General features: G+C 71.1%; 16 protein-coding genes. 2 read left to right on the top strand and 14 right to left on the bottom strand.

The annotated features are described in order from the left end of the window. Positions 1-54: 54 nt before the first annotated feature. The 10 genes from AC6I0Y_RS03550 to AC6I0Y_RS03505 form a co-directional block, all read right to left on the bottom strand. Entirely contained in the window at positions 55-834 is a 780-nt protein-coding gene (locus tag AC6I0Y_RS03550) for a 4Fe-4S binding protein (RefSeq protein ID WP_497733144.1), read from the bottom strand. A 157-nt stretch (positions 835-991) separates the two neighbouring features. Continuing rightward, entirely contained in the window at positions 992-1792 is an 801-nt protein-coding gene (locus tag AC6I0Y_RS03545; protein WP_160708626.1) for a YebC/PmpR family DNA-binding transcriptional regulator, read from the bottom strand. Positions 1793-1877: 85 nt separating this feature from the next. Next, positions 1878-3329 (bottom strand): pyruvate kinase, encoded by a 1452-nt coding sequence (gene pyk, locus AC6I0Y_RS03540; RefSeq protein WP_497733141.1) that lies wholly within the window; start codon positions 3327-3329, stop codon positions 1878-1880. Positions 3330-3538: 209 nt separating this feature from the next. After that, positions 3539-4045: a cyclic pyranopterin monophosphate synthase MoaC gene (gene moaC, locus AC6I0Y_RS03535; RefSeq protein WP_160708622.1), complete on the bottom strand. Its 507-nt coding sequence runs from the start codon at positions 4043-4045 to the stop codon at positions 3539-3541. Between the two features lie 363 nt (positions 4046-4408). Further along, on the bottom strand, positions 4409-5410 hold the full coding sequence (moaA, locus tag AC6I0Y_RS03530) for a GTP 3',8-cyclase MoaA (protein WP_497733139.1): 1002 nt from the start codon (positions 5408-5410) through the stop codon (positions 4409-4411). Positions 5411-5665: 255 nt separating this feature from the next. Beyond that, on the bottom strand, positions 5666-6778 hold the full coding sequence (locus AC6I0Y_RS03525; protein ID WP_497733136.1) for a sulfate/molybdate ABC transporter ATP-binding protein: 1113 nt from the start codon (positions 6776-6778) through the stop codon (positions 5666-5668). Next, positions 6775-8292, bottom strand: a complete 1518-nt coding sequence (gene modB / locus AC6I0Y_RS03520; RefSeq protein ID WP_497733134.1) for a molybdate ABC transporter permease subunit — start codon at positions 8290-8292, stop codon at positions 6775-6777. Before modB ends, AC6I0Y_RS03525 begins: the two co-directional genes overlap by 4 nt. Positions 8293-8385: 93 nt before the next feature. After that, positions 8386-9285 (bottom strand): molybdate ABC transporter substrate-binding protein, encoded by a 900-nt coding sequence (modA, locus tag AC6I0Y_RS03515; protein ID WP_497733131.1) that lies wholly within the window; start codon positions 9283-9285, stop codon positions 8386-8388. Positions 9286-9578: 293 nt separating this feature from the next. Further along, positions 9579-10427 carry a ModD protein gene (gene modD, locus AC6I0Y_RS03510; RefSeq protein WP_497733129.1) on the bottom strand — a complete coding sequence of 283 codons (849 nt, stop codon included), beginning with the start codon at positions 10425-10427 and terminating at the stop codon, positions 9579-9581. A gap of 450 nt (positions 10428-10877) precedes the next feature. Then, positions 10878-11681: a C40 family peptidase gene (locus AC6I0Y_RS03505; protein WP_497733126.1), complete on the bottom strand. Its 804-nt coding sequence runs from the start codon at positions 11679-11681 to the stop codon at positions 10878-10880. A 586-nt stretch (positions 11682-12267) separates the two neighbouring features. On the opposite strand from AC6I0Y_RS03505, the gene AC6I0Y_RS03500 reads away from it, so the two are divergent. Next, positions 12268-13257 (top strand): putative endonuclease domain-containing protein, encoded by a 990-nt coding sequence (locus AC6I0Y_RS03500; RefSeq protein ID WP_160708608.1) that lies wholly within the window; start codon positions 12268-12270, stop codon positions 13255-13257. A 459-nt stretch (positions 13258-13716) separates the two neighbouring features. Beyond that, positions 13717-15177, top strand: a complete 1461-nt coding sequence (locus tag AC6I0Y_RS03495; RefSeq protein WP_160710347.1) for an IS3 family transposase — start codon at positions 13717-13719, stop codon at positions 15175-15177. Between the two features lie 389 nt (positions 15178-15566). Here the strand turns inward: AC6I0Y_RS03495 and ligA are convergent, their stop codons facing one another. The 4 genes from ligA to acpS all read right to left on the bottom strand — a co-directional run bounded on the left by ligA (position 15567) and on the right by acpS (position 20708). Then, positions 15567-17708, bottom strand: a complete 2142-nt coding sequence (gene ligA, locus AC6I0Y_RS03490; protein ID WP_160710348.1) for an NAD-dependent DNA ligase LigA — start codon at positions 17706-17708, stop codon at positions 15567-15569. Positions 17709-17860: 152 nt separating this feature from the next. Further along, a complete protein-coding gene (locus AC6I0Y_RS03485) occupies positions 17861-18403 on the bottom strand; it encodes an HdeD family acid-resistance protein (RefSeq protein WP_160710349.1) in 543 nt (180 codons plus the stop codon). A 698-nt stretch (positions 18404-19101) separates the two neighbouring features. Further along, positions 19102-19980, bottom strand: a complete 879-nt coding sequence (locus tag AC6I0Y_RS03480) for an NAD(P)H-hydrate dehydratase (RefSeq protein WP_497733123.1) — start codon at positions 19978-19980, stop codon at positions 19102-19104. Continuing rightward, the gene (gene acpS, locus AC6I0Y_RS03475) at positions 19977-20708 is read right to left on the bottom strand and encodes a holo-ACP synthase (RefSeq protein WP_497733121.1); all 732 of its coding nucleotides are present in this window, start codon (positions 20706-20708) and stop codon (positions 19977-19979) included. Before acpS ends, AC6I0Y_RS03480 begins: the two co-directional genes overlap by 4 nt. Positions 20709-20750: the final 42 nt, after the last annotated feature.

The raw sequence follows: 20750 nt of genomic DNA, 5'->3' as shown, positions 1-20750 counted from the left end.
GGGCCCTATGATAGAACATATGTTTGTTTGACGCAAGGGGGATTCCCCGGGAAATCACAGGAACGTCTCGGGCTCCCGACGCACGGCGCAGTTCTCCTGGAGCAGGTGGGCCATGCCGTCGATGGGGGTGTCCGCATAGGTCTTGGCGGCTTCCGGGCACGCCTTCACGCAGGCGCAGCAGCTGATGCAGCGCTCGTCCACGCGCCGTACGTCCGCCGGGTCGATGGCAGCCATGGGGCACACGTGCGCGCAGACGCCGCAGTCGGTGCAAGCGTCGGTGGTAGCGGGCGTGAAGGGCAGGTCGGCCCGGTACTCGGTGTAGGGGCGGTTGCCGCGCAGCTCGGGCGCCGACCGCTCGCCAGCACCCAGCTTGGCCGCCACCGCCGCGCCGAAGGCCACGGCGGCCTCCACATCGGCCGCATCGGGGCGGTCGGTGCCCACGAGGCGCGAGAACGAGTGCTCGCCGACGAAGGCGCCCGCCGCGACCACCGCGAAGCCCGCATCATCCAGGAGGTCGGCCATCTCCACGAGCGCGTCGTCGAAGTCACGGTTGCCGTAGACGGCCACCGGCACGGCGGCCGCGCCACCGCCCTTGACGTTCGCCAGCAGCTCGGCCAGCACGCGGGGCACGCGGCCGGCGTAGACGGGATAGCCGATCACGGCCACGTCTCCCTCCGCCAGCTCCAGGCTGAAGTCCGCGCGGGCCTCCGGCTTGGTCAGGTCGATGTCGAGCGCCTCGGCGCCCAGCTCGGCCATGCCCTCGGCCACGGCGAGCGCCGTGGTGCGGCTCGTGTGCGTGGGGCTGAAGTAGATGACCGCGAGCTTCCCCTCCATGGGCTCCTCCCTCCCGAGCGGCCTGCGCCGCCCTCGTCTTCTCCGGTTTCCCCATTGTACGCCCGGCCTCGCCGGGCAGCCAAGCGGCGCGCCGGAAAAGCACGGCGCCCGGGGCACAGGCCCCGGGCGCCGATACGTCCCGCGAATACCAGGCGGGCTACTCGTCGAGCGCCGCGGCGATCTCGTCGGTGATGTCCATGGTGTGGTAGACGCTCTGCAGGTCCTCGAGCTCCTCGAGCTTGTCGATAAGGCGCATGACCTTCTTGGCATCGGACACGGAGACGGCGGTGGGAGTGGTGGGCTCCATGGTCATCTCAGCGCCCTTGGTCTCGATGCCCTGCTCCTCGAGGGCCTTCTTGACGGCCATGAGGTCGGTGGGGACGGTGTAGACGATCCACTCGTCCTCGGCGTCCTCGTAGTCATCGCCGCCGGCCTCGGCCACGGCGAGCATGAACTCCTCCTCGTCGGCCGCGGCGCCGTTGGGGCCGATGGGGTTCTTCTTGTCGCCGGTCTCCACCTGCTTGGGGACGACGATCTGGCCCTTGCGCTCGAACTGGAACGCCACGGAGCCGGAGGTGCCCAGGCTGCCGCCCGCGTGGGAGAAGGCGCTGCGCACGTCGGCGGCGGTGCGGTTGCGGTTGTCGGTCAGCGCCTCGCAGTACACCGCGACGCCAGCCGGGCCGTAGCCCTCATAGACGACCGTCTCGTAGTTGGCGGCGTCCTTGCCGCTTCCGAAGGCCTTGTCGATGGCCGTCTTGATCTTGTCCTTGGGCAGCGAGTAGCCCTTGGCCTTCTCGATGGCGGCGGCCAGCGAGGCGTTGTTGTCGGGGTTGGGGTCGCCGCCCTCCTTCGCCGCCACGGTGATGTTGCGCGACAGCTTGGAGAAGAGGGCCGAGCGCTTAGCGTCCTGCGCGGCCTTGCGGTGCTTGGTGGTTGCCCATTTTGAATGCCCTGACATATACGATCCTTCCGAAGGGGTAGATTCCAGCCGTCTATATTAGCACAGGCCAGGCAGCCGGAGCGGTTTTTCTCAGGAAGCACGCCTAGCGGATCTGGACGACGTACATCACGTTGGTGGGGGTGGTGCCGTGATAGGCGCTGCCGAGGAGCTCCTCGGGGCTCGTATCAGGATCGCCCGCGGTGAACACCGCCAGGTCGCCCGGGACCACGAAGCCGCGCTCCATGATGGCCACGCGCGCCTGGTCGATGACCTGGCGCATGTCGCCGTGCACGTCGTCATGCAGGGGCGTCACGCCCCAGGAGAGCTGCATCTGCCGCATGACGCGCGGAGACGGCGTCACCGCGTAGATGGGCATGCGCGGGCGCAGGTTGGAGATGAGGCGCGCCGTGCGCCCGGACATGGTGGGCGCCACGATGCAGGCGGCGCCGAGCGTCTCGGCCGTCTGCACGGCGGCCAGGCCCACGGCCATCGACACGCGGGCATGGGTGCGCTCGCGGTCGGGGAAGCGCTCGTCGAACAGACGCGGCTCGGTCTCCTCGGCTATCTCGACCATGGTGCGCACGGCCTCGACCGGATACTTCCCCATGGCCGTCTCGCCCGAGAGCATCACGCAGTCGGTGCCGTCGTAGATGGCGTTGGCCACGTCGGCCACCTCCGCGCGGGTGGGGCGCGGGTTGCGGATCATCGAGTCGAGCATCTGGGTGGCCGTGATGACCGGCTTGGACTCGCGGTTGCACGCGCGGATGATCTTCTTCTGGATGTGCGGCACCTTGTGCTCGGGCACCTCCACGCCCAGGTCTCCCCGAGCCACCATCACGCCGTCGGCCTCCTGGATGATGGAGTCGATGTTGCGCACGGCATCCGCGTTCTCCACCTTGGCGATGACGCGGATGTCGCCGCCCCCGTTGGCGGCCAAGAAGTCGCGAATCTCGCGCACGCCGGCGCCGTCGCGGATGAAGGAGGCGGCCACGTAGTCCACCCCCTGATCGATGCCGAAGAGCAGATCAGCGCGGTCCTTGTCGGTCACGGCAGGCAGCGGCACGGACACGCCGGGCACGTTGACCGACTTGCGCTCGCCGAGGACGCCCGCGTTCTCCACGGTGCAGAAGACGTCAGGGCCTTCCACCGACTCGACCCGAAGGCCGATGAGGCCGTCGTCGAGCAGGACGAGGTCGCCCGGCGCCACGCAGCCCGGCAGCTCGGGCGCCGACTGGCTCACGCGAAAGGAGTTGCCCTCCACCTCGTCGGCGGTGAGGATGAGCGGGTCTCCCGCGGCCAGGCGCACCGGCGCGCCGCCGGCGAGCCGGCCCGTGCGGATCTCGGGGCCCTTGGTGTCGAGCATGACGGCCGTCGGCGCGCCGAGCGCCTGGCGGACGCGGCGGACGCGCTCGATGCGCTCCGCATGCTCGGCGTGGGAGCCGTGCGAGAAGTTGAGCCGCGCCACGTCCATGCCGGCGCGGATGAGGGCGGAAAGCGTCTCCTCGTCGTCCACGGCCGGGCCCATGGTGCAGATGATCTTCGTGCGCTTGGTCATGGCGCTCCCCTTCCCAACGGCATCTCGCGCCCGGGCGGGCGCGCTTGGGGCCATCATAGCAAGAAGCGCCCCGCAGGTTTCCCCGCGGGGCCAAACGCAGCAGGTTGGTTACCTTGGGCACGTCGCGAAGCCGCGCGGGGCGTGTCAGGCAGGCGCCGCCATGATCGGGACAGCCCGGGTGCCGGGGCGAGCAGCCCGCCGCTGGCGCCCTAGGCCTCCTCGCGCAGCCACAGGCCCGTCTTGCCGCCGTCCTTCTTGAGCAGGCGCACGTCCATGATCTCCATGCCGCGGTCCACCGCCTTGCACATGTCGTAGACGGTCAGGCACGCCACGGACGCCGCCGTGAGCGCCTCCATCTCGATGCCGGTCTTGCCGGTGACGCCGCAGGTGGTGGTCACGTGGATGCCCACGCGCCCGTCAGCCCGCTCGCCCGCGCCCACCGCCGCGCACTCCACCTTCGCCTTGGTGATGTTGAGCGGGTGGCACATGGGGATGAGCTCGCTCGTGCGCTTGGCGGCCATGACGCCGGCCACGCGCGCGCAGGCCAGCACGTCGCCCTTGGCGGCGGCGCCGGTGGTGATGAGCTCCAAGGTGGCCGGGTTCATGGCGATGAAGCCCTCGGCCACGGCCACGCGCTCAGTGTCGGCCTTCTGCGACACGTCCACCATGCGCACGTCGCCCTGCTCGTCGATGTGGGTCAGCTGCTGGTCGGTCATGGTCTCTCTCCTCGTAATCTTCATGGCAGCGTGGTACAATGCGTTCGCCGGCGAAGCCCGTCCGTGGTCAAACGGTAGGCGGGCGACGCAGGTCTAGGAATGAAGTGACCGATGCCCGTCGGTCACTTTTTTTCTCCCTTCGTCATCCGTTATCGCTTATATTCCTTCCACAGCATGAGCACGAACCCCGCTATGGTTGCCAATGCGGCAAGGGCATAAAGGATTTCAAGAACCATGTTCATAGGCGCCACCTCCTTCGAGAAGAGGCGTCACCCACAATCGGACTTCGCCGGCGCGGGCCATGCTAGCACAGCCCGCGAATGACCTTGTAAACCGGCGTTTACGTTTTCCTCTTTTTCCTTCTTATCCCCCGATCTGGGACATGCCGCGCTCGGTGCCCACCTTGTCGTGGTGCTCGTCGGGCTTGGCGCCGAGGGCCTCCCTGAGGACGGCGCGCACCGCCTCCTCGCCGCCGTCACGCAGGGCCGCGCGCACGTCGAACTCCTCGTCGGAGAACAGGCAGGGGCGGATCTTGCCGTCGGCCGTCATGCGCAGGCGGTTGCACTCGCTGCAGAAGTGGCGCGACAGCGGCGAGATGAAGCCGACCGTGCCCTGCGCCCCGGGGAACTGGAAGTAGCGCGCCGGCCCCCAGCCCACGGGCTTGGAGCCGCCGGCGGGCACGAGCGCGGGCAGACCGGCGGCCGCAGCCCGCTCGTTGATGAGGGCGAACAGCTCCTCGCTGGGGATGACGTCCTTCTTGCCCCAGCCGCAGCCGTCCACGCCGGCCGAGTCGCCCACGGGCATGTACTCGATGAAGCGCACGTGGAGCGGCCGGTCGATGGAGAGCCGTGCGAAGGCGAGGAAGTCCTGGTCGAGGCTCTTCACCGTGACGGCGTTCACCTTCACGGGGTTGAGGCCGGCCGCAAGCGCCGCGTCGATGCCGGCCAGCGCGTCGTCGAGGTTGCCGCAGCGCGTGACCATGCGGAACTGCTCGGCGTCGAGCGTGTCGAGCGAGATGTTCACGCGCGAGAGACCCGCCGCCTTCAGGTCGTCGACCATCTGGGGCAAGAGCACGCCGTTGGTGGTCATGGAGACGTTCTCGATGCCGGGCATGGCGCAGATGGAGCGCACGAGGCCCACCACCCCCTTGCGCACGAGCGGCTCGCCGCCGGTGAGGCGCACGTTCCTGATGCCGAGCCCCGCGGCGATGCGCACGAGCTCCTCGATCTCCTCGATGCGGAGGATGTCGTCGTGGCTCATCTGCGTCACGCCGTCAGCGGGCATGCAGTAGATGCAGCGGAAATTGCAGCGGTCGGTCAGCGACAGCCGCAGGTAGTCGATGGTCCTGCCATGGGCGTCCTTCATGGGGCACCCTCCGTTCTCCGCGTCAGCCGACCGGGGCACGGGGCCCGGCCGGCCCGCCGCCCCGAAGGCGGCGCTCCTCGTTTTCTGGAGGTATTATACACGACCGAGTACAAAGAAATGACGCGACAGGGCGGCCGCGGCGCAAGGCGGCGACCCAACTTGGGGCAGGTGCCGCGCGCCCACGCCCCAAGGCGCCCGCGGCGCGAGGCGGCCCGTCGCGAACCGGTGCCGCGCGAGGCGGCCCGCAGTCCTCCCCTAGCGCGTCACCAGGTACACGCGGTCGGCGGGGATGCGCACCCACAGCTCATCGCCGCGCCGGGGCAGGTCGGCCGCTGCGGCGCCGGCGGGCTTCGCCACGCGCCAGAACAGGTGCTGGTGCAGGTAGGTCATCTCGTTGAGGGCGGCCTCGACGGCAGGCGAGCCCTCCTCGCGGTCGACGAAGCCCAGCAGCGCCATGCGCTCGAAGCGCGCGTCGCTCACGCGGTCCACCCGCACGCGGAAGCAGTTGGGGCCGGGGCCGTCCGCGGCCTCGACGTACTGGGCGCGAACGCCGAGGAACCGCACGTCATCGGGCACCGGCTGGGCGGTCGCGAGCGTGATGCCCCACTTCGGCAGGCGCACGCGGTGCTCGCCCGCGCGCTCGGCCGGGGTGGCGTTCTTGCACCCCGAGAGCTTGAGCGCCGCCTCGGACTGGGGACGGTTGACCAGATCGTCGTCGGTGTCGAGCTCGAGGATCCGCCCCGCCTCCACCACCGCGATGCGGTCGCAGAACCGCAGCGCCTCGTCGATGTCGTGGCTCACGTAGAGCACGGTGCCGCCGAACGCGTCGAACAGGCTTGTCAGGTTCTGCTCGAGCACGCCCTTCAGGTGCGCGTCGAGCGCGCTGAACGGCTCGTCGAGCATGAGGATGCCGGGCCGCGCGGCCAGCATGCGCGCGAGCGCCACGCGCTGCTGCTGGCCGCCCGAGAGCTGCGAGGGGTAGCGCTGGCCGAACCCGCGCAGGCCGAACCGCTCCAGCTCCTCGCTCACGATGCGCTCACGCTCGGCGCGCGGCACGTCGCGCCCGATGCCCGCCGCGACGTTGCCCGCCACGGTGAGGTTGGGAAACAGCATGTAGTTCTGGAACAGGAGCGCCGTCTTGCGCTGCTGGGGCGTCAGGTTCACCCGCGCCTCGGAGTCGAAGAACACGTGCCCGTTCACCACGATGCGCCCCTCGTCCGGCGTCTCGATGCCGGCGATGCAGCGCAGCGTGAGGCTCTTGCCGCAGCCCGACGCGCCGAGGAACCCGAGCGCCTCGTCTTCCGCCGAGAAGGCCACGTCAAGCGTGAACGCGCCAAACGACTTGCGGATGTCTACCTCCAGGCTCATCGCGTGCCCCCTTCCTCGCCCGCCGTCGCGAGCACCTCGGCCGCCGGCGCGTCGCCCGCGCTCGGGCGCCGGCCGTTGCGGCGCGGCTTGGGCGACTTGCCGTCAGCGCGCGGGGCGCGCCGGTACTTGGTGGTATGGCGGCTCCACAAGTTGATGAACAGGATGACCACGAAGCTGAACACGATGAGCGTGATGGTCCAGAACCAGGTGGCCGCCTGGTTTCCGTTCATCCACTCGAAGTAGATGGCGATGGGGATGGTGCGCGTGGATCCCAGCTGGTTGCCGGCCAGGAACAGCGTGCAGCCGAACTCACCGAGGGCCCGCGCGAAGGCGAGCACCGTGCCCGCCGCGATGGACGACCATGCAAGCGGCAGCATGAGCCGGAAGAAGATGCGCGCGTTGGACCAGCCTAGGGTGCGGGCGGCGTCCAGCATGTTGGGATCGAGGTTCTCAAAGGCCCCGCGCGCGCTGCGGTACATGAGCGGGAAGGCCACCACCACCGCGGCGATCACCGTGGCCTGCCAGCTGAACACGAGCGGAAAGCCCACGTCGATGAAGAACTGCCCGAGCGCCGTGTTGCGCCCCAGCAGCATGAGCAGCAGAAAGCCGCACACCGTGGGCGGCAGCACCATGGGGATGGTGAACAGGGTGTCGAGCACATCCTGGGCACGGCTTGAGATGCGCATGGTGAGGTAGGCTGCCGCGAGCCCGAGCACGAACACGATGAGGATGGCGGTGCCCGACGTCTTGAGGGTGATCCACAAAGGCGACCAGTCGAGGGTGTCCAGGAAGGCGCGCAGCTCATCGACCGGGCCGCCCGCCTGGGCGATGACCGCCTCCTGCGCGTCTACGAGCTCGCAGGCGTCGAGGTTGCCGGGATCCACCGCCTCCGACACGTCCTGCCCCTCGGGCCCGGCGATGGTGACGTAGAAGCGCCCGGGCTTGAGCTCCTGGTCGAAGGAGAACACCGCACCCTCCACCTCGAAGACAGGCTCGTCGGTGAAGTGCCATTCCTCGCGCTGGGACAGGCGCAGGTTGCCAGCGGCCTGACCGTCGTCGAGCGGCACGAGGAAGGCGCGCAGCACGGCCTGGTCGGCGGGATCGTCCACGTCGATGCCGAAGCGCTCGGCCGTGGCGCGGGGCACGTAGACCACCGCGTAGCCGGCGGTGTTGACGGCCGTCACCTGATCAGGCGCGTCAAGCAGGTAGGCATAGCCGCGATAGGCGCCGTCAACGGCGCGATTCGAGCCCACCTGGATGCGGGAGAAGCCGGCCACGGCGAAGTCGCAGCCCTCCATGCGCGCGGCGTCGCCATCGGCTGAGACCTCCACCGGGCCGGGCGCCTCGGCGCCTTCCGCCGGCGTGGCGGCAGCCGCGGGCTCGTCGGCCCAGGCGCGCTCCGGCGCGAGCGCACCTGGAGCGGAGCCAGCGCCCCCGAGCACGACCGCGAGCGCGAGCGCCGCGAGCAGCGCCCCCGTTCCCGCCAGAAGGCGGGCTCCCCTGCGTCTTTCCATGAACGTCCCTTCACGTAAAAGGAGGACGGGACGCCCCTCGCGACCCGTCCTCCGTATTATTCCAGAACGAGGATCATTCCGTAAGCCCCTCGGCTAGGCCAGCTCGAAGCCCCACTTCTGCCAGATCTTCGCGCAGTCCTCGTCGGTCATGCACCACTCGAGGAAGGCCTGGGCCGCCTCAGCGTGCTCAGACCCGCTGCACACCGCGCCGGGATACTGGATCTTCTTATGGGTGTCGCCCGGCACCACCGAGACGATCTCCACGCCGCCCATGCGGTACACGTCAGAGCTGTACACGAGCGCGAGGTCCACGTCCCCCGTCTCGGCGTACTTGCACACATCGCCCACCTTCGCGCCCAGCGTGACGAGAGGCGCGAGCACCTCGGAGAACTGGCCGCCCTTGCCCGTGGCGTCCGGACCCGTCTTGCCGTCAGGCTCGATGTAGCCGCCTACCGTGGTGAGCGCCTGGCAGGCGTAGTTGCCGGCAGGGACGGCCTCATCGCCGATCGAGACGGTGTAGGCGCCGCCGGCGATGTCAGCCAAGGTGATGTCCTTGCCCACGAGCGGGCCGCCCTCCTTGGTGACGATCACGAGGTCGTTGAGGAACAGGGTCTCGCGCGTGGCCTCGTCGACGTAGCCCCTCTCCACCGCGGCGTCCATGGTGCCGGCGGAGGCGGAGATGAGCACGTCGGCGTACTGGCCGGCGCCGAGCATCTCGTTGAGCGTGCCCGAGGCCTCGTACTGCGTGTCGGCGAAGGTGACGCCGGGGTTCTGCTCGGAGTAGAGCGCCTGGGCCTCGGCCATGGCCTTGGTGAGCGAGTTGGCCGCGAACACCTGCAGCTCCACCTGCTCGGCGGGCTGCTGGGCGGACGGCTGGCCTTGAGCGTCTCCGTCCTTCTCGTCCGCCGCGCCGCCAGTCGAGCAGCCGGCGAGGGCCAGCGCCCCCGCGAGCGCCAGGGCAGCAGCCGCCGCCACGATCCGCGTCTTTCTCATGGTGCCTCCTTCATCCGGTTTTATCGCCTGCGGCAATCCTAAGCTGCTAGGTGAGCGATCGGTCTGAGGCCTATATTATTCTCTAATGAGTATAGAGTCAAAGAAAATTATATTTTTACGAGAATAATTACGGCGGATGACCGACGGCCTCGAGCGCGGCGGCGAGGCGCCCTTTGGAGCCCGCAGCCTCCCTTTCGCCCGCAACTGGCGCGGAAAAAGCGGCAGCGAGCCCCTCTGGCACCAGGCGAGGGCAAGGCGAGCGCCGCCAAGTCGGCGGGCAGGGAAGGCGCGCCCTACCCGAGCGGGATCATGCGAGCGCTCATGTCGAGGGGAGCGGCGCTGAAGGGGGCCGTGGTGGCCAGGCCGTCCACGCCGGTGGCGGCGTAGGCGCCGGCGTTGGCGGGGTTGATGCCGCCGGCTGCCACCAGGGTGAGGCGCTCGTCGATGCCGCGCAGCTCGGCGACGAGGGCGGCCAGCTCATCGACGGGCACCTTGTCGAGCTGGATGCCGTCCACGCCGGCGCGCGCCAGGACGCGAGCCTGGTCGGCGTCGGCCTCCACGAACAGCTTCTTCTCGATGCACCGGCGGCGAATGGCCGGCAGCTGCTCGACGAAGGCGTCGAAGCCGCCGGTGAACGCCAGGTGGTGGTCGAAGACGAGCACCGTCTCGGAGAGCCCGAGCCGGTGCGGAAACGCGCCGCCGGCCATGACCGCCGCGATCAGCAGATCCTTGGCGCCGGGCAGCGACTTGCGCGTGGTGAGCACCTCGCAGGCCGGGTTGGCCGCATGGGCGGCATCTACCATGGCGCGCGTCTTGGTGGCCACGGCCGACAGGTGGTCGAGCACGTTGAGCCCTGCCTTCCACAAAAGGTGGAGCCCGCTCGCAGGGCCGGTGACCGTCATGAGCGTCTCGCCGGCCCCGGCGCGCTCGCCGGGGGCGCGCACGAGGGAGACGGCAAGTCCGAGGGCGGCGGCCTCGGCGGCCACCACGTCGGTGCCGGCCACGACGCAGTCCTCGCGCGTGAAGTACCCCAGGCGGCCCGGCGCGTCCCCGACGCCCAAGACGGTGCTGGTCAAATCGATATAGGGCACATCCTCGGCGATGAGCTCGTCGATGCGCGCGCGGGAGAAGCGGACGGTCATGGCGTTCCTTTCTGCGGTGCGGCCTTTCTCGTCACCAGGGTAGCGAATCGAGCGCGCGCTGGCAAAGGAGGGGCGGGGTGATAGGGGGCACGCAGGGCCGAGCCGGGTGACGGGCATGCGGCGGAGGGGGGAAGGCGCGGGCGGCGGCCGGGGGGAGGGCGCGGGCGACGGCGGCCGGGGGAGCGTTGCCCGCGACAGCCCTCCTAGGCCGCCCCCCTTGGGCCGCCGCTCCCGGCAGGGCCGTCGCCCCTCGGGCTTCCGCTCTCGGCAGGCCGCCCCCTGTCCCGTTGCTCCCGGTAGGGCCGCCGCTCCCGGCAGGCCACCGCCCCCCCGGGGGGCTCCCGCTCTCGGCAGGGCCACCGCCGGCCCTCCCCCCGTCCGAAACGCAAAGGGGGCCGCCCCGGTTGGGACGGCCCCTCGGTCTCGCTGCTCGTGCAGGCAGGCGCGCCGTCAGATCAGACGCTTGGCGAAGGTGGGGTGAAAGTACTCCATCGACTGGACGCGCACGCCCTTGCCGCGGCCAGCGGCGTGAACGTAGTTGCCGTCGCCCACGTAGACGGCCACGTGGTAGACGCCCGAGCCACGGCCCCAGAACAGCAGGTCACCCGGCAGGAGGCTGTCCAGAGAGACCGAGGTGCCCACGCCGGACTGGGCCGCCGCCGTGCGCGGCAGCTCGATGCCGAGCGCCGTGCGGAACACATACGACGTGAATCCGGAGCAGTCGAAGCCACGGGGCGTGGTGCCGCCGTAGGAGTAGGGAGCGCCCTGGTGGGACAGGGCCTCGGCGAGCACCGCGTCCACCTTGGCCGCACGGGCGGCCTCGACGCCGATGGCCTCGAGGTGCGCGGTGTAGGCGCCCATCTCCTGGGCGGACTGCTCGTTGACGACCGTGGCGGTGAGGGCGGCCAGGGCGTGCCCGAACGCGGCATCGCGGTTGTCGTCAGCCGCATCAGAGCCCTCGCCCTCGGGTTCAACCGGGATGTCAGGAGCGGCCTCGGGGCCAGGGACGACCTCGACGATTGCAGGCTCGTCGGCGAAGGCGGGCGCCGGAGCCGCGGCCAGGCCGAGCGTGAGCGCCAAGGCGAGCCCGGCGGCAGCCGCGAGGCTGCGCAGGGCCGGTCGGCCCGTGGCCGGAGCAGACGCGCCCGCAGCGCGCCCGAGCGGGGCGGACGCACTGCCGCCGGGGCCCATCAGGGTGTGCGAGGCCACCGCATCGCGAGATGCGGCCTTGCAGGTCAGGTTAGGCTGAATCAAGGAGATTCCTTTGAACGGGCCCGCGCTTCCAGCGCGCCTTGCGGGCAGCTTGATGCCGTCTCCCGGGCAGGGCCGGCGGGAGCGACTCGGGTGACCGCATGGCTCGCGAAGGCGGCGCGAGCAGGATCGCGACAAGCCCGTACGGCTCGACGGCGACCGCGCGTTCAACAGTTCGGAACGGCGGAGGAGGGGCGGTGACCCTTCGGCTCCGTGAAGGTTACGGCAGGGCAACGCAGGCGCGCAACCACCCCGGCGCCCTCTCCACAGCTTCGCCGCCGGTGCTTCGCAACTCCTTCATTCATGACCGGTTCGCTCGGTTTTCGCCCATCGCTGGCGAAAACTGCACAGTTTTGACGACTTTGCGACAGCCTTGGAGCGACCCAGACGTCTATCGCCTGGAAAAGCCCTGGTCGCCAACGGCAGCCCCGCAGCAGAGGTAGCCCCTCTTCTGGAAAACCACCCTCCAGAAGCCCGAAAGCGTCACAAACTCGAAAAAACTGTGCAGTTTTCCCCGATTGCCTGAAATTGCGCGGGTTTTCCGGCGAAAAAGCGTGCGTTTGGGAAGGCGAGCCCCTAGAATCCCTCCGTGAAAATCGTCTTTTGTAAACATACGGCTCTGTTTTTGCTCCGCCTGTCTTCCACGCAGGCGCCCGTCCCTGCGTCAGGCCAGCGCTACGCACCCGTGCCCTCGGCCCCGCTGATCGCAAGCCGTGTGCGCGAGAACCCCCTCTTCGACCAGTGCCCCCGACCCCTCCACGTCCTCGCCCTCGACCACCGCCGCCCGCGCCCAACCGACGAGATCGTCTTCCACACCTGGTCGGCCAGGATCACCCCGCGCCGACTCGCCGAGCCCTTCGAAGGACTCTGTTGCCTGGGGCCTGAGCTCACCCTCCTGCACCTTGCCACGAGTCTTCACCCCCTCGCCCTGCTGATGCTCGCCCACGAGCTATGCGGCCGCTATCGCATCTGCCAGGACCCACCGGGCTTCTTCGAGGCCGAGCCGCTCACCAGCACTCGCCGCCTCTCCGCGCTCGTCGAGGCGAGCGCCGGGGTGCCCGGGGCCAAGCCGCTGCGCACGCTGCTCCCCTACCTGAGCGAGAATGCCCGCTCCCCCATGGAGTCGGCCGTCGCGCTCATGGTGGGCCTGCCGCAGCGGCTCGGCGGACTCGGGCTGCCGAGGCCGACCCTGAACCAGCGCATCAGTCCCGGGCGCCGGGGCCGGGCGGCGACCTCGGCGCACTTCTACGACTGCGACCTGTTCTGGCCCCAGGCGCGTCTGGCCCTCGAGTATGACAGCGACCTCTGCCACACGGGAGCCGACCGCCTCAACAGCGATGCGGCCCGGCGCACGGCGCTGCTCGCCCTGGGCATCACGGTGGTCACGGCCACGCGCGACCAGATCTATCGGCCCCGCCAGTTCCGCCAGCTCGAAACGACTCTGCGCCGTCAGCTCGGCGTGCGACGGCAGGTCCGCTGCGCCGATTTCGAGCGTCGGCAGGAGAAACTGCGCCGCTACGCCCTGGGCACAGGGCTCAGGCCGGGAACGCCGGAGCACTTCGTGCGATTCGGCCGCTAGGATGCGGGGCGCCGGGAACAGGGGTAGGCCGAGGCGGGAAAAAGGCGCTACAGCAGGCGCCGGGGCCGGGGGCAAGGCCGGGCTGGGGCGGCGCACGCTGGGGCCGGGCGGCGGGGCGGCGCGCCGCGGGCCTAAACCGGGGCGAGCGCCGCCGGCACGCCGGTGCGTCGGGGGGCAGGGGCGGTCGGCGGAGGGGCCGTGGCCGAGGCGGTCGGCGAGCAACGGATCTGAGGACCGCGCGCCGGCCGCGCCAAGAGCCAGCGACCAGGCGGGTCGGGCTGGGGCCGGGCGGTGCGGGGCCGATCGCCGGGGCCGGGCGTCGAGCATCGGAGCGCCACGCAAGCCGGAAGCGAGACCTGAGAAGGCAGCCGGCACCAAACCGCACAGTTTTGACGACTTTGCGACGAAAGGGGGTGCGGACTCCAAGTTGGACACCCAGGTGTCCGGAGAGGAGGCCGCATGTACGGCGGGGAGGCTAGGCGGGACGCGCTGGACCTGTGGTTCGCGACGCTCGGGGAGATGTCGGTGGAGGACTTCGTCGCGGAGCTGGGGTATCCTTCTGAGTCGACGATGCGCAGGTGGGTCAGGTCCGACCCGAGGCACGACCCCGACAGGGCCCAGTACCGGTCGCTGCCGATGCTGGCGAGGCTGGAGGCGGTCAGGCGGGTCGCCGGCGGCGAGAGCGCCGCGGCGGAGGCCAGGCGGGCCGGGGTCTCGAGGAGCCACATGGCCAGGACCGTCTCGGGCTTCGCCCGGGGCGGCACCGCGGCCCTGCTGCCGGCGCCCGCGAGGAGGAAGAGGAAGGAGGCCGAGATGGACGAGGGGAAGGCCCGCCGGGCGAGCCGCCCGGCCCGGCCCATGCCCTGCGAGCAGCCGCCCCGGCTGCCCGACGAGCTGCCGGACGACCCGGCGGCGCTCAAGGCGATCATCGCCGAGCTCGAGCTCAGCAACGCGGCGCTCAGGGAGGTGTTGGCCGTCCTAAAAGCCGCGGCGCCGGCCCTCACCAACGCTGAGGCCGCCGGCTGCGCCTCGAGGCTCGAGGGCCCCTTCGGCGCCGCGGCCGCCTGCGCGGCCCTCGGCCTGGCCCGCTCCACCTACTACTACCAGCTCGGCGCCCTGACCTCGCCGGACGCGCCGCCGGACGGGATGGCCGGGGAGGTCGAGCGCGCCTTCCGCGTGGACGGCGGCTCGTCGCGGGGCTACCGGTTCGTGCGGGAGGTCGTGTCCCGCCGGCGGGGCCGCCCGGTGTCGGAGAGGGTGGTGCGCCGGCACATGCGCGCGCTCGGGCTGCGCGTGTGCTACGCGCGCAGGGGGCGCTACAGCTCCTACGCCGGGGAGGTCGACGCGCCGGCGCCCAACCTGCTGCTGCGGGAGGACGGCACCCACGACTTCTCCGCCGCCCGCCCCAACGAGGCGTGGGTCAGCGACGTGACCGAGTTCCGGCTGCCCGGCGACGGCCGCAGGGTCTACCTGTCGCCCGTCGTCGACCTGTTCGACGGCAAGCCCGTCGCGTGGTCGATCGGCACGAGGCCCGACGCGCGCCTCACCGAGTCGTCGCTCGAGGCGGCGTGCGCCACGCTGCGCGCGGGCCAGGCGCCCGTCGCCCACACCGACCGCGGCTGCCACTACCGCTGGCCGGGGTGGAAGGCGATATGCGAGCGGCACGGCCTGGCCAGGTCCATGTCGCGCAAGGGGCGCAGCCCCGACAACGCCGCGTGCGAGGGGTTCTTCGGCAACCTGAAGAACGAGTTCTTCCACGGGCGGGACTGGTCGGGCTGGCGCGCCGAGGCCTTCATGGAGCTGCTGGACGGGTGGATGCGGGCCTACTCGACCGAGCGCCTCAAGGCGTTCCGGGAGGACGGCCGGATCGTCTACGACACGATAGACAACCGCAGGAGGCGGCTGGGCCTGGCGGTCTAGGCTGCGTCCAAGTAACTGTCCGCACCCCCAAAAGGCGGCCGAATAGAGGGGATTCCGAAGACGGGCGGGCACCCGATCAACCGTGACCTGGGCATACGTCCCCAGACGCCCGCCGGCTGCGACGAAAGGCGTCGCAAAGTCGTCAAAACTGTGCGGAATGGGCCGGACGGGCCGCGCCCAGCAGCCGCGCACCCGGGCGTCCAGGTGGAATGGGCCGAACGAGCCACGCCTAGCGCCCAGCACCCGAGCACCCGCGCGCCTAGCACCCAGCACCCCGGACACCCGGGCGTCCAGGCGGCTTGGCGCCGAACGGGCCGCGCCCAACACCTGCACGCCCGCGCGCCCGGGCAACTCGGTGCGGGGCGGCCGCGTTGCCCGCGCCCGTCCTGCTACTCGGCGGCCTCCGCCACGGGCGGCTCCCCGCCCGCGAGCAGCGCGAGCAGCTGCGTCTCGTCGAGCACCGGCACCCCGAGCGCCACCGCCTTGTCGTACTTCGACCCCGCGGCCTCGCCCGCCACCACGTAGCTCGTCTTCTTCGACACGCTGCCAGACACCTTGGCGCCAAGCGCCTTGAGCGCCGCGCCGGCCTCGTCGCGGGTCATGCCGCTCTGGGTGAGCGAGCCGGTGAGCACGAACGTGAGCCCGGCGAGGGTCTGGGGGCGCTCTTCGCCGGGTGCGGGCGCCTCCTCGGCCAGGGTGACGCCGGCACGGCGCAGACGCTCGATGACGGCCGTGTTCTCGGGCACGCGCAGAAACACGTAGACGCTGCGGGCGATCTTGGGGCCGATGCCGTCCACCGCGGCCAGCTCCTCCTCGCTGGCGGCGACAAGCGCCTCCATCGAGGGGAACGCGCCGGCCAGCGCCTCGCCGATGGTCTTGCCCACGTGCCGGATGCCCAGGCCGAACAGCACCCGCGCGAAGGAGCGCGTGCGGCTGGCCTCGATGGCGGCCACGAGCTTGGCGGCGACGGTGGCGCCCAGGCGGATGGGCTGCCCATCCTTGTTCACGCGCCCCATGTCGAGCAGCGCCAGCTCGGCCTCGTCGAGCGAGTAGTAGTCGGCCACGTCAGAGAGGCGCCCCACCTCCACCAGGCGGGTGACGATCTCCTCGCCCATGCCGTCGATGTCGAGCGCCCCGCGGCTCGCCCAGTGCAGCAGGCGCTCCTGGGCCTGGGCCGGGCAGTCGATGGAGATGCAGCGGAAGGCCACCTCGCCCTCCTCGCGGATGACCGGCGAGCCGCAGCTCGGGCACGCCTCGGGCATGGACCAGGGCAGCGCGTCGGCGGGACGCAGCGCAAGCACCGGGCCGAGCACCTCGGGAATGACGTCGCCCGCCTTGCGCACCACCACGGTGTCGCCCACGCGCACGTCCTTGCGGCGCACCTCGTCGAGGTTGTGCAGCGTGGCGCGCGCCACGGTGGAGCCAGCCACCACCACCGGCGCCAGCTCGGCCACGGGCGTGAGCGCGCCGGTGCGCCCCACCTGCACGGTGATGGCGCGCAGAAGCGTCGTCTTCTCCTCGGGCGGGAACTTGAAGGCGATGGCCCAGCGCGGGGCGCGCGCCGTGAACCCGAGGGCCTCCTGCTGGGCAAAGGCGTTCACCTTCACCACCACGCCGTCGATCTCGTAGGGAAGCTGCTCGCGCCGCTCGAGGGCGCGCTCGCAGAAGGCGCGCACCTCCTCGGCACTCTCGCAGAGCGCCACGTCGGGGTTCACGTGGAAGCCGGCTTCGCGCAGCCAGCCCAAAAGCTCCGCCTGGCCAGGCACCGAGAGCGCGCCGTCCTCGGCGATGGCGTACATGAACGTGGACAGGTCGCGGCCCTGGGTGATGGCGGGGTCCTTCTGGCGCAGGCTGCCGGCGGCGGCGTTGCGCGGGTTGGCGAACGGGGCGCGCCCGTTGGCCTCGGCCGCCAGGTTCAGGCGCTCGAAGCTGGCTTTGGGCATGTACACCTCGCCGCGCAGCTCGAGCGGCGCGGCCGGGTCGGACACGGCGCCCAGCGCCTCGGGCCGCAAGCGCAGCGGCACGTCCTTCACCGTGCGCATGTTGGCGGTCACGTCCTCGCCGGTAGTGCCGTCGCCGCGGGTGGCCGCACGCACGAGCACGCCGTTCTCGTAGGTAAGCGCGATGGAGCTGCCGTCGATCTTCAGCTCGCAGTCCATGGGCGGGAAATGGCCGAAGTCCTCTACGACGCGCTCCATCCACGCGTCGAGCTCCTCGAGGTTCATGGCGTTGTCGAGCGAGTACATCCGCCGCGCATGGCGCACGGGCGCGAACTGCTCGCCCACGTAGCCGCCGACGCGCTGGGTGGGCGACGACGGGTCGATGAGCTCGGGGTGGGCCGCCTCCAGCTCGCGCAGCTCGCGCATGAGCGAGTCGAAGGCCGCATCGGAGAGCACGGGCGCGTCGAGCGCGTAGTAGAGATAGGAGTGGTGCTCGATCTCGCGACGCAGCGCCTCGACGCGGGCGGCCGGGTCGGCGGCCGCCTCGGCCAGCGCCTTCTCGTCTAGCAGCGATCCCTGCTCGTGTTCCATCGGGTGTCCTTCCCTTCTCCCTCACCGCCTGGGCCGCAGGGCAGCGGACGCGGCCCCGCGCATGAGAGGGGCCCGGAATCCACCGGGCCCCTCGGCCGTTCTCATGCGCCCATGTTACCACGGCTTTGCGCCGCGCGGGCGCCGTGGACGCGCTACGCCGTGTGGTGAAGCGACTTGTCGGAGAGCACCATGCGCGGGGTGGCGCCGTAGACCGCCAGGGTGACGCCGCGCATCATCAGGAAGAACGCGAGGAAGATGGCGAACGACGCCGGCCAGATGAAGAAGAACACGCCGCAGAGGATGCTCACGATGCCGCCGACGAGAAGCCAGCCCCAGCTGACCGCCCCGCGCAGCTGCACGGCTGCGACGATCTCGAAGATGCCGTAAGCCGCCATGAAGGCCCCCGCCACCCAGGGGATGACCTCCGCCGCGATGAGCGGATGGATAAGGAACATGAGCCCGAGGACGATGTCGCAGATGGCGTAGGCGAGCAGCCATCCGGAGAGGTCGAGGGACTTATGGTAGCGCGCGTAGGTGTAGAGGTCGAAGGCGCCCACCACCAAAAACATCGCGCCGGCGACGGCGGCGATGCTCACGAGGGTGAGCCCCGGCGCCCACAGGAAGACGAATCCGACGATGATGAGGGCGACGCCCGCGGCGAACATGCCCCAGTCGCGCTTGCTGGTTGCCTCCATTGCGATCACGCTCCTTCGTTCGATGAAAGCCCTTGCGGGCATTGTCGAATGGAGCGTAGCGGCCGCAGCGGTCGCCTCCCAGGCGTCAACGAACGGTCAGCGAGCCGTCGCGGCCACGTCAGGGCACACCGGATAGAGCCCGGGATACTCGGGGCATAGACCTCAGAAAAAGCGCGGACGAGGCAAGGTGGGGCGCAACGCATGTCGTGGAGCGCGCCGAGGGCAACACAGGCGAAATCTCCCAGGCATCACCTCGCGCAGACACGGCGCAAGGACGGCGCCAGAGGCTGTGCGTTGCGTCGGCGGGCGGCTTTCGGAGACCCGATGGGAGGGTCGGGCAGATTTACGGCCGATTTCTGGCGAGAAAGTCCGGTTCTGCATGATTTCTGCGCTCGTCGTGTCGCTCGGAACCGATCGTTCGCGCCAGCCGTTAACCGTGACCTGGGGAAACGCCCGTAGCCCGCCTTCGGAAGAAAGGGAGTCTGCGTCGCCGATCATGCAGAACCGGACTTTCTCGCCAGAAATCATCCCGCTTTCCGCCCGCACGCCCTCGCCCTCCCCGAGACGAGCCTCGGGGCCAGGGGAGGAAGGACGGAGAGACGGAGCGACGAGAGGGCGCGGGGGCTCCGCTGCAGACGCGGACGGCCCGGGGAAGGGCGGGACTTGGGTCGCGAGAAGCCCCGCTGGCCAGGCGAGGCTCAGCCGGCCAGGCAGCGGAAGGCCTCGGGCAGAACCTCGACGACGTCCTCGGGGATGACGCCGATGGCCGTGTGGCGCTCCTCGGCGACGCGCCCCGCCTCGGCGTGGAGCGTCGCGCCGAGCACCGCGGCGTCGAGGGGCGCGAGGCCCTGGGCCAGCAGCGCGCCGATGATGCCGGCGAGCACATCGCCGGTGCCCGCCTTGGCCAGGGCCGCCGTGCCGCGGTCGACGAGCACCACGCGCGTGCCGTCGGAGACGTAGGTGTCGGGGCCTTTGAGGACGCAGACGGCGCCGTAGGCCCGGGCGAGGGCACCGGCGAGGAGCGCCGGCTCGGCCTCGCTGATGCGGGCCGCGCGGGCCAGGCGCGCGGCCTCGCCGCCATGGGGCGTCAGCACGAGGGGACGCCCCTCGGCGGCGCGGGCGGCGGCCAGGGCGCGCCCCTCCCCCGTCGCCAGGGCCGCGAGGGCCCCGCCGTCCAGCAGAAGCGGGGCCGCGCAGGCACGCAGCACCGCCAGGGCGCGGCGGGCGTCGGCGGGGTCGGCGGGGTCGAGCCCGGGCCCTGCGGCCACGGCCGAGGGGTGGCCGGAGCGGGAGGCCGGCAGGTCGCCCGGGTGCCAGCCGTCCCAGGAGCGCGCCACGAGCGACGGGCGGAAGGCCCGCACCGTCCCCACGGCCTCGGGCCCGCAGACCACGGTCACATACCCCGCGCCGGCGCGCTGGGCTGCGGCGCCGGCCAGGCAGGCGGCCCCAGGGTAGCGGTCGCAGCCGGCCAGCAAGGTGAGCACGCCGCGCGTGTACTTGTTGGCGTCCGGCGCCGGCCAGGGGACGAGCGCGGCCAGGCGATCATCATCCCAGCGCTCGACGGCCGGGGCGCTCATCGCCCGGCACCTGGCGCAGGGGCGGGCTCGGAGCCCTCCGAGCTGGCGTCGGCAGGCTCCCCCGCCGCGCCCGCCCCGCCCAGCGTCCGAGAAGAGGAGGCGGCCGCGGGAGCCCCGGCGGGGGCGGCGCCGGTCACCCCGTCGCGCGCGGGGGCCTCGCCGACGGCCGCAGGCGCGCCGGCGCCCGGCCCGGCGGCGGGGAGGTCATCGAGGAGGGCGCGGGCGTCCTTGAACTGCTTGGCCAGCTCCTCCAGGGGATCCTCGCGTTTCTTCGCGGCCGTCACGGCGTCCTGAGTGATGGCCATGGCGCAGGCCACGGCCTCGCTGTGGGTGAACGACAGCGAGACGGGCACCTCGCGCACGCCCTGGGCCCGTGCCACCTCGCGCGCGCGGCCGGAGAGCACCACGTAGGGCTTGCCCTTCTTCGTGCGGCGCACCTCCACATCCCGCGGCCCGATGCCCTCGGCGAACCCGGTGCCGAGCGCCTTGAGCACCGCCTCCTTGGCGGCGAAGCGCGTGGCGTAGTGCGCCTCGGGATTGGCCTTCGCGTCGCAGTAGGCGCGCTCCTCCTCGGAGAACGCGCGGCGGGCGAAGGCGGGGCTGCGGCGCAGGATGGCGCGCACCCGATCGATCTCGACGATGTCCACCCCCAGGCCCACCTGGTCAGATGCCATGGGCAGGCCGAGGGCGCCCTCCACCATCTCACGGGATCGCTTGCTCTGGGCCACGGCGGGCCTCCCTTCTGACTGCGTCGCCCGCCTGGCGTGGCG

This window comes from Adlercreutzia sp. St.1H8, assembly GCF_059728655.1.
Note: the sequence above shows the minus strand (reverse complement) of the source record. Positions and strands in the feature narration are given on the sequence as shown.